This is a genomic window from Bradyrhizobium genosp. SA-3 (assembly GCF_004212635.1).
Classification (GTDB): Bacteria; Pseudomonadota; Alphaproteobacteria; order Rhizobiales; family Xanthobacteraceae; genus Bradyrhizobium.
On record NZ_PSRT01000011.1, the window covers coordinates 50,057 to 69,301 of the forward strand.

Annotated in this window: 11 protein-coding genes and 2 pseudogenes; 11 read left to right on the plus strand and 2 right to left on the minus strand. The window is 57.9% G+C overall.

Annotation, left to right across the window (positions count from 1 at the left end; all coding sequences use genetic code 11):
• Window positions 1-159: 159 nt before the first annotated feature.
• The 10 genes and pseudogenes from cysD to CWO91_RS05445 form a co-directional block, all read left to right on the plus strand.
• A pseudogene (gene cysD / locus CWO91_RS05395) lies at window positions 160-1,065 on the plus strand (sulfate adenylyltransferase subunit CysD); the annotation flags it as partial.
• On the plus strand, window positions 1,065-2,945 hold the full coding sequence (gene cysN / locus CWO91_RS05400) for a sulfate adenylyltransferase subunit CysN (protein ID WP_130212543.1): 1,881 nt from the start codon (window positions 1,065-1,067) through the stop codon (window positions 2,943-2,945). The pseudogene cysD and the gene cysN, both read left to right, overlap by 1 nt.
• A 710-nt stretch (window positions 2,946-3,655) precedes the next feature.
• Entirely contained in the window at window positions 3,656-3,991 is a 336-nt protein-coding gene (locus tag CWO91_RS05410; RefSeq protein ID WP_130212545.1) for a hypothetical protein, read from the plus strand.
• Window positions 3,992-5,241: 1,250 nt separating this feature from the next.
• Complete coding sequence (locus CWO91_RS05415) at window positions 5,242-7,653, plus strand: 2-aminoethylphosphonate--pyruvate transaminase (protein WP_245471129.1); 2,412 nt, start codon at window positions 5,242-5,244, stop codon at window positions 7,651-7,653.
• Between the two features lie 31 nt (window positions 7,654-7,684).
• Window positions 7,685-8,743, plus strand: coding sequence for a dhydrorhizobitoxine desaturase (rtxC, locus tag CWO91_RS05420; RefSeq protein WP_130212546.1), 1,059 nt, complete (start codon window positions 7,685-7,687; stop codon window positions 8,741-8,743).
• A gap of 29 nt (window positions 8,744-8,772) precedes the next feature.
• Window positions 8,773-9,558, plus strand: a complete 786-nt coding sequence (locus CWO91_RS05425) for a gamma-glutamyl-gamma-aminobutyrate hydrolase family protein (protein WP_245471130.1) — start codon at window positions 8,773-8,775, stop codon at window positions 9,556-9,558.
• 150 nt (window positions 9,559-9,708) lie between these two features.
• On the plus strand, window positions 9,709-10,578 hold the full coding sequence (locus CWO91_RS05430) for a DMT family transporter (protein ID WP_245471131.1): 870 nt from the start codon (window positions 9,709-9,711) through the stop codon (window positions 10,576-10,578).
• Entirely contained in the window at window positions 10,575-11,861 is a 1,287-nt protein-coding gene (locus tag CWO91_RS05435; protein WP_130212549.1) for an ATP-grasp domain-containing protein, read from the plus strand. The genes CWO91_RS05430 and CWO91_RS05435 overlap by 4 nt, the downstream gene beginning before the upstream one ends.
• On the plus strand, window positions 11,861-13,198 hold the full coding sequence (locus CWO91_RS05440; RefSeq protein WP_130212550.1) for a glutamine synthetase family protein: 1,338 nt from the start codon (window positions 11,861-11,863) through the stop codon (window positions 13,196-13,198). Before CWO91_RS05435 ends, CWO91_RS05440 begins: the two co-directional genes overlap by 1 nt.
• A gap of 443 nt (window positions 13,199-13,641) precedes the next feature.
• On the plus strand, window positions 13,642-14,073 hold the full coding sequence (locus CWO91_RS05445; RefSeq protein WP_130212551.1) for a hypothetical protein: 432 nt from the start codon (window positions 13,642-13,644) through the stop codon (window positions 14,071-14,073).
• Between the two features lie 406 nt (window positions 14,074-14,479).
• Here CWO91_RS05445 and CWO91_RS05455 read toward each other — a convergent pair whose 3' ends face one another.
• Complete coding sequence (locus CWO91_RS05455; protein ID WP_130212552.1) at window positions 14,480-15,049, minus strand: hypothetical protein; 570 nt, start codon at window positions 15,047-15,049, stop codon at window positions 14,480-14,482.
• Window positions 15,050-16,946: 1,897 nt separating this feature from the next.
• On the opposite strand from CWO91_RS05455, the gene hisN reads away from it, so the two are divergent.
• Window positions 16,947-17,735: a histidinol-phosphatase gene (hisN, locus tag CWO91_RS05460; protein ID WP_130212553.1), complete on the plus strand. Its 789-nt coding sequence runs from the start codon at window positions 16,947-16,949 to the stop codon at window positions 17,733-17,735.
• A 600-nt stretch (window positions 17,736-18,335) separates the two neighbouring features.
• On the opposite strand, the pseudogene CWO91_RS05465 reads toward hisN, so the two are convergent.
• Window positions 18,336-18,755 (minus strand): annotated as a pseudogene (locus CWO91_RS05465) (sigma-54-dependent Fis family transcriptional regulator); the annotation flags it as partial.
• Between the last annotated feature and the right edge of the window lie 490 nt (window positions 18,756-19,245).

Sequence of the window (19,245 nt, forward strand, 5' to 3'; positions counted from 1 at the left end):
CGGAATGCGATATGCTGCCGCGTCTGCAAGTCTGCTGTCCAATGGGGCTTGACCTCATGGAGGAGCCTGCCTCTTGGCCGGCCGTTTCCGCCGCGGATATTCCCCACTCCGGGCTGGAGCCATAGAACGGCGAAGAACAGAGATCCTGCATCGAAAAGAAGATATATGCTGCCGAAACATCTGCGCCGTCTCGAGGCTGAATCGATTGAAATCATGCGTGATGTGGTCGCCGAGTTCAAAAGGCCGGTCATGCTTTACTCGATCGGAAAAGACTCGAGCGTGATGCTGCACATTGCAATCAAGGCGTTCTATCCGGCAAAAGTGCCTTTCCCCCTGCTTCACGTTGACACGACCTGGAAGTTCCGCGAGATGATCAGCTTCCGGGACGCGACAGCCAGGCGGCTCGGCCTCGACCTGATCGTCCACGTCAACAAGGAGGGCATCGCGCGCGGGATCAATCCAATCGATTCCGGCTCCGCGCTCCATACCCAGGTGATGAAGACCGACGCGCTGAAGCAGGCGCTCGACCTCCACGGATTTGATGCGGCCTTTGGTGGAGCCCGGCGCGATGAGGAAAAGAGCCGCGCAAAAGAACGGATACTCTCCTTCCGTTCGGCCGGACACGTATGGGACCCCCGTAACCAGCGGCCGGAGCTCTGGAGCCTGTTCAACACACGGATCCGCCAGGGCGAAACCATGCGAGTGTTTGCGATGTCAAATTGGACCGAGCTCGATGTGTGGGAATACATCATGCTCGAGAAGATTCCGGTCGTTCCGCTCTACTTCGCAAAACAAAGACCGATAGTGCGTCGAAATGGTGCGACGATCATGATCGACGACAAGCGATTGCCGCTTAATTGCGACGAGACGCCGGAAATGCGGATGATCCGCTTTCGTACGCTTGGATGTTATCCTTTGAGCGGGGCTATTGAATCCGATGCGACGACGATCGAAGACATCGTCGCAGAAATGCAGACTGCGACTGTGTCGGAGCGCCAGGGGCGCCTAATTGATACCGATGAAGCCGCTTCAATGGAGAAGAAGAAGCGGGAAGGCTACTTTTGATGTTTACAAAGCCGACGGAACCGGTCCCGGCCAGGACAAAGGATCAGCTGCGATTCATCACATGTGGCTCGGTGGACGACGGCAAATCGACGTTGATCGGCCGATTACTGCACGACAGCAAGATGATCTACCACGATCAGCTCACGGTGCTGGAACGCGACAGCATCAAGCACGGTAGCACCGGGAATGACATCGATTTCGCGCTGCTCATGGACGGGCTGGAGGCCGAACGGGAGCAGGGCATCACGATCGATGTCGCCTACCGCTTCTTCACGACGCCGCGGCGCTCCTTCATGGTGGCCGACACTCCCGGTCACGAGCAGTATACCCGAAATATGGCTACCGGCGCCTCGCATGCTCAGCTCGCCATCATCCTGATCGATGCCCGCAAAGGCGTGATGGTTCAGACCCGCCGCCACTCCTTTATCTGTTCGCTGCTCGGTATTCGTCATGTCGTGCTGGCAGTGAACAAGATCGATCTTGTCGCATACAACAAGGAGTGCTTCGATCGGATCGCCCGTGACTATCTGGCCTTTGCCGCCGGTCTCGGCTTCACCTCGATCGTTCCGATCCCGATCTCGGCGCGCTACGGCGACAACGTCGTGGACCGCTCCGCTCGTGCCAACTGGTATCATGGTCCCTGCCTGCTCGAGCATTTGGAGAGCATTGACATCCCGTCCGGCACCGCAAGCCAGGGTTTCCGCTTTCCGGTCCAATGGGTGAACCGGCCCAACCCGGATTTTCGGGGCTATGCCGGGTCGGTGGCTTCCGGGAGGATCTCGGCAGGAGACGAGATCGTTGTCGCCGCGTCGGGCCGGACCTCGCGCGTCAAGCGGATCGTGACCCACGATGGCGACCTTGTCGGCGCCGAAGCCGGCGATGCGGTTACCATTACACTGGAAGACGAAATCGATATCGGCCGTGGCGACATTCTGTCGCGACCGGACGACCGACCGAAGGTCGCCGACCAGTTCGCCGCTTATGTGATCTGGATGGACAAGGAGCCGCTCGCTCCCGGACGCAATTACGTCCTGCGGATTGGATCGCAGACGATTGCCGGCAGCATTATCGCAATTAGGCATCGGATCGACGTCAACACTTGTGAGCATCTGGCCGCCGGGACGCTTTCCCTCAACGAGATCGCCTTCTGCGATGTTGCAACCGCAATGCCCGCAGTATTCGATCCTTACGACGTCAATCGAAAGACCGGATCATTTATCTTCATCGATCGTTACACGAATCGTACGGTCGGGGCCGGCATGATAGCCTTTCCGCTACGGCGGGCCACCAATATTGCTAGGCAAGCGCTATCCGTGGACAGGAGGGAGCGCGCCGCGCTCAAGAATCAGAAGCCTTGCGTCATCTGGTTCACTGGCCTGTCTGGCGCGGGAAAGTCGACGATTGCCAACCTGGTTGATCAAAAGCTGTTTGCGATGTCGCGGCATACCATGCTGCTGGATGGCGACAACCTCCGGCACGGATTGAACGCCGACCTTGGCTTCTCGGAGGTGGACCGCGTGGAGAACATTCGGCGTGTCGGTGAAGTTGCCAAGTTGATGGCGGACAGCGGCTTGATCGTGATCTGCTCGTTCATCTCGCCCTCTAGGGCCGAACGGGACAGGGTGCGCGGCCTGGTTGGCAAGGAAGAGTTCATAGAAGTCTTTGTCGATACGCCGATCGAGGAATGCGCGCGGCGAGACCCAAAAGGCCTGTATTCAAAGGTGAAATCCGGCAAGATCAAGAACTTCACCGGGATCGATTCGTGCTACGAAGCACCAACAACACCGGAGCTTCATCTCAGGACCATGGAGCAGACCCTAGAGCATTCAGCGGAAGCGGTAGTGGATGTCTTGATGGCGCGCTCAATTCTTGATGGTTAGATGTCCCTCGCATCGCACCATCGATTCGCACAATATCTTGCTGGCCCGGCCAAGGCGATTCGGCTCAGGCGGGGCCTGTGATCGGACTTTTCACTAAAGGAACAAAATGGTCGCACCCACTCCTCGACTGCCCGCTTCCGGTTACGTGCTCGAAGTGGATGGTCAATTCAAGACCGAGTACGCGAGCAGAGATGGAGCATGGGCGGAAGCGGAGGAGCTCAAGAAGCGCCGTCCCATGCTCCAGATCAGAATCTACGACGCGATGACAAAGGCCAGAGAGGAAGTCCGACTTCCAGTAGGTTGAGTTTTTCGCTTAGCGCTTCTTACTACGCGTGCGGCCAGCGACACGCAAGCTCCCGTTAAAGCCGAGCCAGGCAGCGTCTCGGCCGGCTTCGATCTCTCGCGCAGTATGAGGCTGAGGCCTCGGTTTTCCGGGCCTGGCCGCATCCGGCGAGCGGGCGCTTGCTTCAGTATATTGACCAATCCGAACTTAGCAGTCGACCACGACTCCTTCCTGGCGCGGCCATGCCAGCTTTCGGTAAGCTTGCTTCCTTTTGGCCCTCCGCTCGTCGGCGGACACCGCCCGCGTACGCCCCGCGCCTTCGCATCGCGAGACAACGCAGCCGCGAACCTTAGCCATCCTGCGCTGCGCTACGGACCTCCGCCGCGCTTCGGATTCTGCCCCATCCCGCCTGCCGTCGCTGATCGCCATGAAGGCGGCCATGGGCGCGGCCGAAAAGGCAAGGGAGCTCATCCATGGCGGGCGACAAGGACGATCTCTTGATGATCTGCTCTTTTCAACCGTCAACCTGTTCGACCGCGCGGTAGACCGCGTCGAACGCGAGCTCGCCATCAACGAGCAGGCGCTGCAGAGGAGCCAACGCGAGCAGAACGGCTCGGAGGTGCGATCCGTCGAACCAGAGCGCCTCACCGCCGAGGTACTTGCGTTCATTGAGTGCCGAGACGCGATGGAACTCCGGCTCACCCTGGGGCTCACGCTTTGGACCAGCCGTCAACCACGGCACGCTCACCTTGGCGATGATTGATCCGTGAGACGTTCTCGCCGCGAAGCGGCGTGCAGAACCGAGAGATGCTGCCAGCCTGGCGATCGCTTTCAGAGAGGGACACGTGCCACTCATCTGGAGTCGGCTCGACGTAGCCTAGCAAAGCAGGACGACATGTTCTGCGGCGACTCGCCGAAAGGTGTCAAACTGACCGTTGCTAAACGGCCAGCGATCCAGGTCGCTCAATTGCCTTCAAGCCGGACCCGACCCACACCCTGACAAGGCCGCTCCATTCAAGCGCAACGACGTGATACCGGCAGTCATGTGCGACGAGGGCGTACACTTTCCAGGCACCAGCATCCAGGAGGATCTCGCCGGCACCGGGGAGAAGCTCGGTCCTCCATCTGGGGGTGGCGAGGAATCGTACGTGAACGGGAAGATTGGGGCATCACTTACCTGCAGGTAGCGCGCTCGCAGCCGGAATGCCGACAGTCCTGATGTCGAACTCTCAAATTATTCTAGCTCGCTGTGAATCTCCGCACTCTGCTGCCTACGTCGGCTTCTCGCCGCCAGATGGGAGTGCGGTCAGGAAAAATTCACGCAAGAAAATCTCGGAGAGGGTTGAAACGCCCCTAACGTCAAGTTGTACGATCTCGAAATGGACAACGACAGTCATCAGCGTCCAAAACTCTCCAACGCGCGACGGAGTGCGAATGCATCAAGTCTCAAGCCCACGCATCAGACTCCCGTCGCCAACGACGATCATGCGCCATGCCTTGATCTGCATCCGGGCGCGATGATCCGACTGCATCGTTTTCCTAACGTCAAGTTTGCCTGAATGGCGCAGGTTCACACGTAAGTCGGTCGGCCGAGCTGCCGCTTCGCGACGCAAGAAGGTGACCGCGCTCAAGCCTGCGCATGCGTGATGGCTGGATGAGAGCGCGCGTCGGCGCCAATTGCGTGCGAGGGCGCGGTGGCAAAGCCAATTTCTGGGAGGTCTGAATGGCATCGGTGAGGAGCTTTGTGAAAGATCGTTCTGCATCTGGGATGAGATATGGAGGTTGTCATCCGACAGGGTTTTCGGACAGCGACCCGAAACGCGCCCGCGATCCATGGCGTTTGACCCGAAGCTGTTGACCGAGGAAGTCGACGCTCGCCACAGGGGCTCCCTGGTGGGGTGGGCGTACTCCAGATCCATTGACGAATACAACTTGAGGAGGAATGGTTTGATAAGACAGCGCTCTTTGCTGACGCCTGGTCCATTGTCGTTATCGCTGGCGGTCAGAAGCCAGATGCAGCTTGATCTCGCATCGCGCGATTGCGAGTTCAAGGAAGTGACCGCCTGCATGAGGCGGCTGATGCTCAACTTGCTGGGAAATTCTGACGACTATTCGGTGGTGCCTATTCAGGGAGGCGGCTCCTTTGCAATGGAAGCCGCTCTCTCTTCATTTGTGTCCCGAGCCCACAGGCCGCTCGTTTGCATAAACGGCATCTATGGCGAGCGCATTTTAAAAATTTTGCGGCTATGGGGCGTCGAAGCACTGAAGCTTGTCAAGCGAGCGACCGATCCTTTTGATCCTCAAGAAATTGGCGAGTATCTGAGCCGAAATCCTGGCGTTACGCACCTATGTCTCGTGCATTGTGAGACAACAACTGGAATCGTCAATCCACTGGACGCAATCGTGGAGGAGGCGAGGCGACGTGGCGTAAAGACCATCATCGATGGGATGAGTTCTTTCGGCGCCCTTAACATCGACCTGAGCCAGCGTGGACCTGACGTCCTGGTCACCTCGAGCAACAAGTGCATAGAAGGGCCGCCGGGAGTGGCATTTGTCATCGCGTCTCGCGAGCTGCTGGAGAATGCGGTTCAAGAACCGAGGTCGTTTGTGCTCGACGTGAGAGATCAATGGCTCTCGCTCGAGCGCACGGGTGAGTGGCGATCGACTCCTCCCACCCACATCGTTCAGGCAACGACAAAGGCCTTGAAGATTCTGCACGAGGAGGGCATCGATGCCAGGCGCTGCAGGTACGAGAAGGTCAGGGACGATCTCCTCAAAGAACTCGAAGGAGTGGTGTCTCCGCTGCTGTCCCCGGACTTGCAGTCGCCGGTCTGCGTCGCATTCAGTGCGCCGTCTGGAATCGTGGACCAGGCAGGATTCGATGGGCTGTATCGCCACTTGGCGGCCCACAACCTTTACGTCTACTCGAAGCTGCATCTTCCGACACGGAGTTTTCGCGTCGGTTGCATTGGGGAAATCCAAGCCAGCTGGATCGAGCAGTTGGGGTGCGCTTTTCGTACATATTTCCGGTCCGGTCAGGCTCGGTTAGCAAGGCCGATGTCGAGCAATGAGGCATGCGGGGCTCGCGTAAAGATGCCGGCTCGAGCGGCCGGGGACCCGCAGCTGCCGTTTTCCGCGGAGACTGCTGTTCTGCATGCGGGCTATCGACGCGACCCGGTAACGAAAGCCGTCGCAGTGCCGATTTACCAGAATACGGCTTATGAACTCGATGGCGATCTAAACCACATTGCTGACGTCTACAACGTCAAGGCCGATGGGTTCACCTACACGAGGATCATCAATCCGACGACCCGCGCGCTGGAAAAGCGCTACGCCGCCGTCGATATGGGAAGCGACTCGCTCGCCGTTGCGTCAGGTCAAGCGGCGACGTTCCTGGCTATCGTCAACCTGTCAAGTGGCGAAGTGGGGGACAATGTCGTCGCCTCTCCCTATCTATATGGCAATACCTGGAACCTGCTCCACAATACATTAAAGCGTCTTGGGATCAGCGTGAGGACGGCAGATCCTCGAAGGCCCGAGACGTTCGAACGTGCCATTGATGATCGCACGATATGCCTGTTCGGAGAGGTGATTTCGAATCCCTGTCTGATTCCGCTTCCCGTCAAGCAGCTGGCGGAGATCGGCCGAAAGTACGGCGTGCCTTTGGTCGTGGACAATACGACGACGCCACTGATATGCCGGCCGTCAGATCTCGGCGCTGCGATTACGACGTACTCAGCAACGAAATATATATGCGGCCATGGCACGACGCTTGGCGGACTGATCGTTGACAACGGCGAGTTTAGCTACCGGAAAGCCTCTCGCTTTCCCTTGTTCAACCGTCCCGACGATGCGCATGGCGGAATTGTCTGGCATAACGCGGTGCGCGATGTCGACGATCTTGGAAAGAGCGAGTTTCTGCTCAAGGCTCGCATGACCTGGTTGCGCGATACCGGCGCGGCCATCGCCCCGTTTGCGAGCTTTCAACTGATCCAAGGGCTTGAAACGCTGCCCCTTCGCATGAAGCAGCACTGCGCGAATGCCAGGATCGTGGCCGACGTTCTCAAGGAGCACCCTAAAGTGCGCCGTGTCTTCTACCCGGGGCTCTTTGAAGGCGCCGATCGGGAAACCGTCGAACAGACACTCAATACTGCATACGGACACGGGGCGATGGTCATGTTCGAAGTGGAGGACGAGCAGGCTGGGCGCAAGTTCATCCAGAACGTCGACTTGATGTATCACGTTTCGAATGTAGGCGATGCCCGAACGCTCGTGACTCATCCTGTCTCGACGACCCACACCACCGTCCCGCGGGAAAAGCGCGAAGCCGCCGGCATATATGGCGGCTCGATCCGACTTTGCGTCGGCATCGAAGATGTCAACGACATCGTACGCGATCTGGACAAGGCGCTTTCCGCAATCTGACAACCAGCAAGGCGATCAGGAAGAGGTTCTCATGAATCAGGCAGACGCTTGGAAACTGAGGTCATCACGCTATGAGGCCGTTCAATTCAGCCGGGAGGTCAATAAGCAGCTCTCCGAGCTGAGGCCCGACAACATCACGGGAGCGGCCTATATTGCCAAAGATTACGCTGTCATCGCAGCGTGCACGCTCGCGACCGTGTCCATCTCATGGTGGCTCTACCCGCTCGCCGTTCTTCTGATTGGTGCCTATCAGCGCGGATTGACAACCATCGCTCATGATGCGGCTCATCGGACGCTCGCGAAGAACACGACCTGGAACTACGTCCTCGGCATTCTGTTCGCTTCCTATCCCTTGTTCCAGCGCCACTGGGCCTACCGGATTTCGCACGTCTATTTGCATCATCCCTATCTCGGGGACCCGGACAAGGATCCCGACCTGAAGTTCTTCCTGGCCAGCGGCGTTTACGACGTGCAGCCTCCGGAGCGGTACGCTTTCAACATGATCTGGAAGCCGATCTTCGGCGGCGCGACAGTGGCGTATCTGAAGTATCTTTGGACCAACCGGTTTTCGATCACAGAAGCCGAGGATCAGAGCCGCTCAGGCATACTTATCGACAAGTATGGCTTCTATCTCTTCTGGATCAGCATCCTGGCCGGGTCATATGCTCTTGGGCTGCTCCATATCGTCGTCCTATTTTGGATCGTGCCCTATCTCACCACGTTTCAGGTCCTCGGCTGGTTTATCGAGCTCGCCGAGCACTCACCTATGTGCGAAACCGAGACGCAGAACGTCTATCTCACCAGGAATCGGAAAGGAAGTTTCCTTGAGCGGGCCATCCTCGGACAGAATCTGGATGAGTACCACCTCGAGCATCACCTTTCGCCGGGTATCCCGTTTTGGCTGTTGCGCAAAGCTCAGAAAATCCGAATGCAGGATCCGAACTACGCGAAGGTTGCCGAGACCTGGGGCGGACTCTTTGTCAAGGGACCCCAAGGTCAACCTAGCGTCATAACTCAGTTGAAAGAGCGAAATCGACGGTTGTATGAGCAGTCCGTTGCCGAGGTCCGCACGCGAGGGCAGGTGGCGTGACGTTGCTACGGCCAGAGCGCGCCCGAGCCGTGGTCGGCGTCACTTCGAACCGTCTTTTGGTGGATGGTGTGCATCGCGACTGGTTGCGGCGCAAATACGTGCAGGCACTCCATCGTCATGCGGGAGTGGCGTGCGTCATATTGCCGACGGTCGACGCGGAAGATGCGAGGGAGGAGGTCGCCCCGGCGATCATAGGCCGGCTCGACGGCCTGGTGTTGACTGGTGATGAATCGAACATCGACCCCGCCATCCTGAGAGCGCCTTCGTCCTTGACGGAGGCTGATCGGCAGGACGTTGAGGTTGGGATCCTTGACCGCCCGCGGGACAGGCTCTCTGCCGTAACCATAGAGAGCGCCATCGCGCTCGGAATGCCTATTCTGGGCATCTGCCGTGGGCTTCAGGAACTCAACGTCTATTTCGGCGGCACACTCCGCCCATCGCTTGCGGAGTGGAGGCCGGAAAGTGGCGCGATGCATGCCGAGAAGCCAGATCGTCCAAGAGACCGTCAGTACGACGCCGCGCACAGCGTCAGGATATGTTCCGATGGCGCGCTCTTCCCAATCGCGCGGACGATCGAAGCGCAAGTCAACTCGCTGCACAATCAAGGCATCGAGGCGCTTGCCCCGGCGCTGAGGCGGGAGGCGTGGGCGCCTGACGGCCTGGTCGAGGCGGCTTCGGTCATTGGCGCGCCGACACTGCAAATCGGCGTGCAATGGCACCCCGAATGGCACGTCTCAACCGATCTCCTCAGCAAGCAACTGTTCAAGACATTTGGTGAGGCGTGTGTTGGGTACTGCAGAGCTAAGAAGCACTAGAGGCGGATTGTGACATTTCAAACCAAACGTGGTCCGTGCAGGTCGAAAGGAGAGTCCCTCGGAGCCGATGCACGCGCCTGGTCCTCCGCGGGCCGTGCGCCGCCGCGCAGGCAGCGATTGACGAATCGCTTCGCTCTAGGAGTTTTCTTTGTGGCGCTTTATGTCGTCGTGAGCGCGGCAGGCGAGGTTTATGCGGCATCGTATTTTCAGCAAGCAGATGTGTTCGTCGCGCTCCTGCTGTCCTTCGCTGTGGTTTGTCTGACGTTCAATCTCCTGGCGCGCCACGAGGGAGGCGAGGCAAGGGTGGCGAAATGGTCGCTCCTGGTCTTCGTCGCGCTCAATGTCGTGACAGCGATCAGCTGGATCGGCCTATTTATCGGATTGAAATACGCTGAACCTGCGATCGTCGTCGCCTTCATGGTGGCGCTCGGGCCCACAGCAACAGTGTGGCTAAACGCACTGATCAGGCGCCAGGGCACCCCTCCAGCATCCGATATTGTCGTGAGCGTTACGATCGCAACGATCGGGAGTTACATGATTTGGATCTCGGCCAGCGGCAACGCGGGCGTGGAGTGGGGTGCTCGATCGTCCTTTGGCATCGTCTTGGCGATCGTGGCCGGCCTATCGCTGGCCCTTACAAATATACTTGTCAAACTGCTGTTCGACCGTGGGTTTTCTGGCCGCCAAGTGCTTGCGCATCGCTTTTATGGAACGATTCTCTTGCTGCTGGGACTGGTCGACCATTCATCTATCGTGCCCGAGATCTCGCAGCATTGGTTTGCGATCGCAACAATTGGACTGTCGACGATCCTTGTTCCTTTGCTCTTGATCCAGCAGGGCATTCGCCGCGTAGAGCCCTTCACCGTCAACATGGTCCTGTCCACCGCCCCTATCATCACCTTCCTGTTCCAGTACTTCGATTCTCGCATCGTGCCTTCGTCACATACGTTCGTTGGAAATGTTCTCATTACAGCTGTCGCTGTCAGCAACATCTACTTGCAGTATCGGAGATCCGCATGAAAGAACGGAATTGTGTAATCGTAGACGCATACTCTACCGGCCGATACCTACCGGAAGAATTCAATCGTTATGGAATTGGAACGGTGCATGTGATGTCGGCTGCACAGATTCCACCCATATTCCAATCGCATTTCAATGCGGATCTGTATGATGAAGTCATTCGCCCCAGCGAGCGCATGGAGTATGACGAGATCGTTGAATATCATCTTCAGGCTCTCCATGGCAGGGAATTTGAGTTCGTTATCGCGGGCTGCGAGACCGGAGTTGAGCTCGCCGATTCTTTGTCGGAGCGGCTGGGCTTACCTTCAAATGGGACCGCGCTATCGGCTGCTCGGCGTGACAAAGCGCGGTTGTCTTGCGCGCTGACCTCTGCAGGCGTGCGATCGATCAGACAAGTCGTGTCCGACAGTGCTGTAGAGTTCGCAAGCTGGAAGCGTGAAGCGAAGTTCGACGAGATCGTGATCAAGCCTCTGAACAGTACGGGCACCGAGGATGTATTTTTTTGCTCGACAGATGCTGATATTCAGCGGGCTCTAAGCGCAATTGTCGGCAAGACGAACCGTGTCGGAGCGCTGAATCGTTTTGCCCTTGGGCAGGAAAAAATAAATGGCCAGCAATACACCGTAAATGCCGTCTCGATCGGCGGGGAAGCCTTCGTTACGGAGGCCTGGACCTATGACACCGTTCCTATTGAGGGGGCATCATCGGTCTGCTCACTTGAGAGGTTGTTGGGGGGCAGCGAACCAATCGTTCAGGAGCTGTCAGACTACTTGGTGCGTGCGCTGCAGGCGCTTCAGATCGTCGACGGACCGGCTCATGCTGAGATCATTGTCGATCATCGGGGGCCGGTTCTGGTGGACTTCGGAGCGAGGCTTCAAGGGACCATGTCGGCAAAAGCACGAACCATGGCGTTGGGGCACAACCATCTGACGCTGACGGCCTGGCGCTACGCAGATCCCAAGGGCTTTGGTGAGTACATGAGGCTGCGCGGGCCCTACAAGCGGCAGGCTCACGCACTATGCGTCTCGCTGATCTCCGATATCGGCGGTGTCGTTGCCGGTTACCCGGGACTCGAAATAATCCGCAAGCTCCCGAGCTTCGCGGATGCCATTGCATTCGTTCCGATTGGTGAAGAGCTGGTTCCGACGATCGACTTGGCGTCGACACCAGGCATCGTTTATCTCGTGAATAGCGACTTGAATCAGCTTGATGATGACTATCGCAAGTTGCGAGCAATGCGGATGGACCAGGTGTTCGATTTAGTGACGCAGGATCGCGACTAATGCCAACTGATGCCAGGTTGACAAGGGCGAATCCAGCCCGCTCGGCGATGATCGGCGTAAGCGACTTCGATGGCGTGCTGCGAGGCAAACACGTCTTAGGTGAAGATCTCTCAGATGGAGATAAAGTTATCAAGTTCTCTGAAGCGGTGCTCGCGTGGGATTGTTCGGACCGGGTCATTCCGGCCAGTTTCACGCAAAAGCCGCTATCAGCATTCGGAGACGCTGATCTGCGTATTCTGTCAGGCACCGGCCGTTCGGTGTCTTATGTCGGCGATCAATATCTCTACCTCGCCGAGTTCACCGGCGCACATGAGAACATCTGCCCGCGCGGTATTCTGCGTAAGGTCCTGAGAAGGGCTGCTGACCACGGCTACGGCTACGCTGCTGGGTTCGAGTTTGAATTTATGCTGTTCAAGGAGAGCGCCGACACAATTGAAGACAAGCCGTTCGGCGAATGGGCCCCTTTAACGCGGGGCCCGTTCGGCTACTCGATTGCGCGCTCTGTCGCGCAACATGAGCTGTTCGATGAGATCTTGGCGCTTTGTGAGAAGGCTAGAATACCTCTCAGCGGGCTGCACTTTGAAACGGGACCTGGCGTGGTCGAAGCGTCACTTCGTCATTGTGATGCGCTGGAAGCTGCCGATCGAGCAACCATATTCAAGTCGATGATAAAAGCCTGGGCGCAAACGCGAGGCATGATGGCTACATTCATGGCCAAGGTTTCCGAGAAATGGCCCGGCCAGTCCGGCCATATTCACATTTCGATGTCCTCGGATGGTCAGAATGCGTTTTACGACAGCGATGCGTTCGGCAACGTCTCGAAGCTTATGAGGCAATTCATCGCCGGACAACTGAAATATATGAATGATTTCTGTGTGCTCGCGGCGCCGAACTTCAATAGCTACAAGAGATTGGTCCCTGGCTGCTGGGCACCAATCTGTCCAAGCTGGGGAGTTGACAACCGTTCCTGCGCGGTTCGGGCCATTCCGGGAGAGCCGTCTGCCCATCGACTGGAGTATAGGCTGGGTGGCGCTGACGTGAACCCATATCTCGCCCTCGCATGTGCCATTGGTTCCGGCATACTGGGCGTCGAGACAGATGTGGCACTACCGGCGTCGATCGTCGGTGATGCAAGCGTCGAGATGTGTCTTCTGTCCGAGAGACTGCCTCAAAGCCTATCAGAGGCAACATCTCGGTTTGCACAGTCTCCAGCGGCCAATGATGTTTTCGGAGAAAGGTTTGTTGAAGCCTTTTCTTGTTCCCGCCGTTGGGAATGGGAAGCCGTTCAACATCGGGTCACCGACTTTGAACGTCGGAGATACTTCGAGATCATTTAGCTTGAGCTCTTCGACAGTTTTCATCTCAGTCCTGTCGTCATCATGTGAATGGCGCCGGAGGGCTGTCTGTGCCGCCGATGTTAGACTTCAATACAGGGCAAATGTGGGTCACTCGTTAAGCGTTTCGATTCATATCGGGGATCCATTCGCATAGCTGCACGCGCGGAACTTTGGATGCAGGAGGTGTGACACGCTGATAGTGCCGTTACCGATGGCACGCGATCCAGGTCGACGTGCAGATCAACGGCTTGAAACCGTTCAAGCGAATGCCAAACTCACGATTGATCACGCCATCGCCACGCTGGAGCAAAACCATCGTCAGATACGAGCGACCATGCAAAAAGATTGCGACGGTTCAGCAGGGCTAAGCTGGAAACCGGCCTCAATCTGATTGAGCAAGACCTCAAGCTCGCCAAATTGAAATCTTTAGAAAGCGACAGCAAGTGCTTGCAAACATCAAAATCGGGGCTGATGGTCGATTTCGGATTGCTCCTTCTGATGACGGCTGCAATTGGCGCTTACTTGATCCATGCTTCCCCGAGCGCGAGCGGATCGTTGGGTGGTCCGCCAAAAGAATCACGAGGTCGAAGACGAGCGCATCGAAAAACGTGTGTTTGAAGCTCTCGGATGCATGTGTAGATGACGCCGCGCGAATAGAACTAAAAGCCGCCAGCGCTGCCTATCGTGGCCTGAAAGTACGTGACTTGGGTCCCCTGATAGACGTGGACTTCAGACAGCGAAACGAGGACAGGGAAGCGGCTCGACGCGCCCTCCTCAATGTGACCGACGCTGTTATCGAACAAATCACCGACACCGAAGACTCAGGATCGGAAGTGCTGTCGCTGGTGCGCGATTTGATTGACGCGCAAGAGTGAACAGACCGTTTTGCCGGAGCTTCGCCTCTCGCGCCCAAGCCCCTCTTTGTGCCGGTGTCCGACGGGCGAATCGCTCGACTCCGGCTGGAAAAATCCGCCTGCATCTCTTGGTGTCCTCTCCGCCGTTACGTCTCGATGGATGCCAGGAATTTAGCCGCATTCTCCGCGGCCACAGCCAAGGCGCGAGAGAGTTTGAGCGCCTGATCCGCCGTTACCCGGAAATGAACGCCGACAACGCTCGCAATGGCGACGGTGATCTCGTCATCGATCTGCTCAACTATGATCGCAGCCGACTCGTCGATTTCGATCTCCTCGACAGGGGGACGTCGTCAGGTGTCTCCGTCATCGCTACATTCTCCATAAAGTCCCTGGCGACAGCATATCGGAGATCTTGGTCCCTCCACCATCAATTCCGGAGTCCCCGCTTGGCAAGAAAGGCGGGATCGACTTCGCGACCGGCAGGCGCCAGGATTTCGACGAGATTGCCGTCTTCGTCGCGGCAACGTCGGATCGTGTATGCGAACCTGCCGAAACTCGGAGTAGGAACGTTTACTGTCGCAACGCGCGGACGCGTCATCCTGGCTCCATGTGCGGGGCCGCCAATAAATTCAACGAGGGTTTTGGTCATGGGATGATCATCCCCGGTCTCTGCGTGGCGGAGATTACGGCCCGCGACAATCGAGAGCCATCTGCCAATCTTAGCTCTCGAGGAAGTCGCTCTCCTCGAGCCGTGCTCGCCGGTCAAGCTTACCGCCGGTCCGGACGCCCGGCGCATGTTCCAGAAGGCCAGCGCGTCTGCGAGCGTCGGCGAATGAACGATAGGATTAAGGCAGTCGACCTCGATGCAGGCGATCCTTGCCGTCAGGACTAGCTCGACCTCGGGCATCTCGCCGCAGAACGGGCAGGCCTTGGCGCGTACATCGCCGCGCAGCGCGGCCCGTTCGTGCGTTATTTCTCTCTCCGGCTTATCGGTCATAGGCGGGGCTCTGGTACGTGGGCGGGGCCGGAAGCGGAGTTTCTGTCCCGGCTTTACGGCGATGTGCTCCGGGGTCGGCGCCTCCTCCGGCACGGTGGTGATCGCGCTCGGCGTCTTCGCTTATCGCTTGTCTGGCCTCTCAGGAGGTCCGGAGTTTGGACGCCACACGCGCAATTTCCTCATTCGCTGAACGACAGCGAGTTCGCTTCTCTCGAGTAGGATAGAAATGCGCTTCGGTATTTCGTTGTTTGACGTGAGTTCGAGCAGGCGCTTGTCCTCTTCCTTGCTCCATCGTCTAGACCGGTTCCTAAGCACGATATGATTGACTTTCATTCCTTCGCCTTGGCCGTTGGGTGGAACGCGATTGCAAGACTAGCAGTCTCCGGCGCGCCAGTCCGCGTTGTGAGGGCGGACCATCTCGCGATGAGCACATTTGATCAAGGCTCGCTCGAACCAAGTGCCAGTATCGAATGATGCGGTAAGCGTTTGCATGGCGGCGAAACATAGCTATTCACAAAATCCCAAGTCGCATTGCCAGCGGCGACTCCGAGGAAAATGCCTAACATGACAGTATTGCGAATACACTGACCATATCGGTCTTGGGCAAATACCAAGCGTACCTTAGCATTGCAATCACGGCGATAATCAGCGCAAAGAGATTGTCATCCGCTGTCTTTCTGCACGGTGGGTGGAAAGAGCACTGGCTGGCGGCCACAAGGCAAGCCTCATGTTCCGCGCCAATTCGATGCAGCGCCGATACAGTTTGCTCCAAGAATGTAATTGGGTTGGCGTATTCACGGCCGAATGAAGTGGAAGGGGCCGACTACCCAATCAACCTCCGACGCTGAGATCGTCAAAGCGAATCGAAGATGACGAAGTTGTCTTTGTTTTTGACGGTCAGCCCTTGAGCCTTGAACCCGCGGTTGCTGAGTGGCCTGATGGCCGCAAGGTTCATCAAGGCGCCACGATCGGTGAAGACCTTGACAAAGACGAAGGCTGCCTGCGCGGCTGGAAAACTCTGACAAGTTTGAGGCTTGTAGCATCGCTGTTCTAAGTTGACCGGGGTGCATCGCGCCCCGCAAGTTCCCGAATTCGAGGAATTGATCGTGGCCGTCAGCTTTTGGTCAGGGGACGGGGTTAGTCAGGCACTGCCCGAAAGATGCCTGGGCAGTTTCCTTCACCGGTCATGCTCGATCAGGTGGAGGGGCAATGTCGTAGCGTTTGACGAACACATATGGCACCTCGCGCGCGACGTTGATCGGCAAGTCGTTAATAGACAAATCACATATGTCCAAATGCCGCATGACTATCGCAGCCTTAGTGTTATCGTTCGGTCCCCGTCGGGCGCGAAGGGCGATACCGGCGAGATAGCGGAAGGACAATACAAGGTCGAGGATGGATACGTACTGCTTAACAAGTTCAAGGATAGTGGCGTTGCGTATCAGGCCGCCCTTGGCAAGGACGATGATCCCGCCGCTGTCGCGAAACGACTCTTGAAATCCTGGTGGCAGACGCAGGACGTTTGGGGCGGGAGCCTGGAGCCGCCTAAGCGGATTGCTTGAGCCAATATTGGCGCGTTCCGGACCGGGACGCCGTGGCTGGACCGCAACCGCAGGCGCGAAATGAAGAGATCTCGTGCCAACGGTGTTCTTTTGCTTCTTCCCAGCGGACGATCTCTTCGTAACCGTTGATGAGCGGGACTGGAAGTATTGGGGAGGCCGCGCGACGCGAATTCCGCATTGACGCGACCGTCTCCGGTCTCACGACCGCCATCGAGGACGTGATCGGCGCGGCCCGAGAAAACAAAGGGAATGATACAATGGCTACCATCGGCACCTTCACCGAAAGCGCTCGGCAATCCCGAAACGGCCCTCGAGCAGCGCGCCGAACGCTCGAAATGGCCCAGCATGCCGTCACGGCAGACGATGCCGACGTCTATCTGTCATTCGCCGCTGAACTCGCAGATTCGGTCAGGCCCATCGTGCTGTCTTATTTCCGCACTCCGCTGGACGTCGCGGCCAAATCCGACGCCAGTCCGGTGACGATTGCCGATCGAGCCGTCGAGCTGCGTCTGAGGGAAAGGATCGAGGCGCGCTTTCCGGAGCATGGCATCATCGGCGAGGAGATCGGAAACAAGCCAGGTGGCGCTTTCACCTGGATCGTCGACCCGATCGACGGCACCAAGAGCTTCATCAGCGGCTTTCCCCTGTTCGGCACGCTGATCGCGTTGACCTATCAGCAGCAACCATTCTGCGGCCTGATCGACGTCCCCTTTTCGGGCGAGCGGTCGATGGCGAAGCCCGGCGTAGCGCGGTTCGGCGATGGATTGGCACGGACCAGCGCATGCGAGAGCGTCGCCGACGCACGCTTCTACACCACATCGCCTGACATGTTCCGCAAAGGCGAGATGGAGTCATTCGAGCGGCTGTCGCGAGCTGCGCGGATGCGCCGTTTCGGCGGCGATTGCTACGTCTATGGCCTGCTTGCGTCGGGACACTGCGACATCGTTCTCGAAACGGGGCTTCAGCCATATGACTACATGGCGCTGGTGCCGATCGTGCAGGGCGCCGGCGGCTGCATCACCGATTGGGAGGGATGCCCGCTCTCGATTCACTCGGAAGGGTGCATCTTGGCAACCGCAACGCCGCGGCTTCATGCCGAAGCGCTCGCCTTGATCCGGGGATAACCACCGATCATGCCCTACAGGACAACCATCGGAGGGACGGTCTTCGTAAACCTGATCCAGCTCATCAAGTTCTACAAGGAAAACCCCAAACTGCTGAAGCGTTGATCCTGCGGCCTACGCCGCATGGTTACAGACTATCATGCCCAGAGGACGAAGCCGAAGACGTGATGCGCGACGCTGTAGCCGAGCGCGTGGCCTCGCAGGACGCGAGGCGTAGCATCGATGCGGCTCAGCGCGATCAGATGAGGGCGTAGCCGCCACCGACCAACGACGAGGTTGGCGTAGTTCAGCGCTGACCAGGACGCTCTTCGCCAATTGGCGATTGGCTCGGTTCCGGGATTCCCTTATTGCCGACGATATCGAGCGAGCCATAGCCGCTTGCGACGGAGAAAGCCGTGTCCACAGGCATCGTCGCTGTTTGGACGTACGCATCCGGTCAAGCTCCGCCCGCGGACAGCACGATGTGAAACACATTGCGACCGGCGCTATCCCCCCGGTACCAACGGTGCGGTAAACCGACCATGGTCATGGCGTCACCGGTGCCTTCCATCGCATGAAGGCCCCGAAGCATTAGGATAGAATAGTTTCACTCGTATCACTGGAGGCGGCGATCTGCTGGGCGAGCATGATACCCCGCGCCATCTCGTCGTCCCGGTAGACAAAGTCGCGGGCCTCGTCGGCCACCGTTACGAAAATCGCTGCGATCAGTTCCGGTTCCGGCGGCAGCGGGATATATTCCTTGGCGCCGGCACGGATCGCCGCGGCCGCGGCGCGGGCGTCGTTGGTGATGCCGCAGGCGACGATCGGCACGTAAATGTGCTCGGCTTCCAGCCGCATTACGAGGTCGCGGATGTCGAGCCCGACGTCGACCAAGAGCAGGTCGGCACCCTCGCCGCCGCGCAAAACCCGCATCGCCAGTTCATAATCCTCGGTCTGGGTAACGGTCGCGCCATTGTCGATGGCGATCTTGGTGGCTGTCGTGAGCTGGCCCTTCAAGGTGCCGACAATAAGAAGCCGCATGCTATTATCCTATATGTCTGTTCGCGTCGTCCACGACGCGAGTCTATGAAACGTCACAATATGCTTTGCATTGTCATGATGACGCCGAGCTTATCTTTCAGCACCACCTCGACGCCACTAGGCGGTGATTCCTCAGTCAATCTACGTATGGTTGCTGAGTACCGGCCGCGGGTCAAGCTCAAATCTGCACTGTGCGGTGCGCCCGGAGCACCACTTCTATTGGAGTATCAATCGGCGTCCCAAAATTGCAGGCCGAATGACACGGCATAAACGGCTTAACGACGTCGATACGAAGACGGATTGGCGAGCTGGGCGGGCTCCTTGTAGTGATCCAGAAGTATCACCAGCTCCCCTCTTCAATTCGAATTTCTTCGATTTTCACGAGGGATGGATATATGTCCTCGGCGTGGGAGTTGTCGTCGCAATGAGCTTATAAAGTCAACGGCGGGCCGCAATCCGCGCCCGCTACACTCATTCGCGAGGCCGCGTG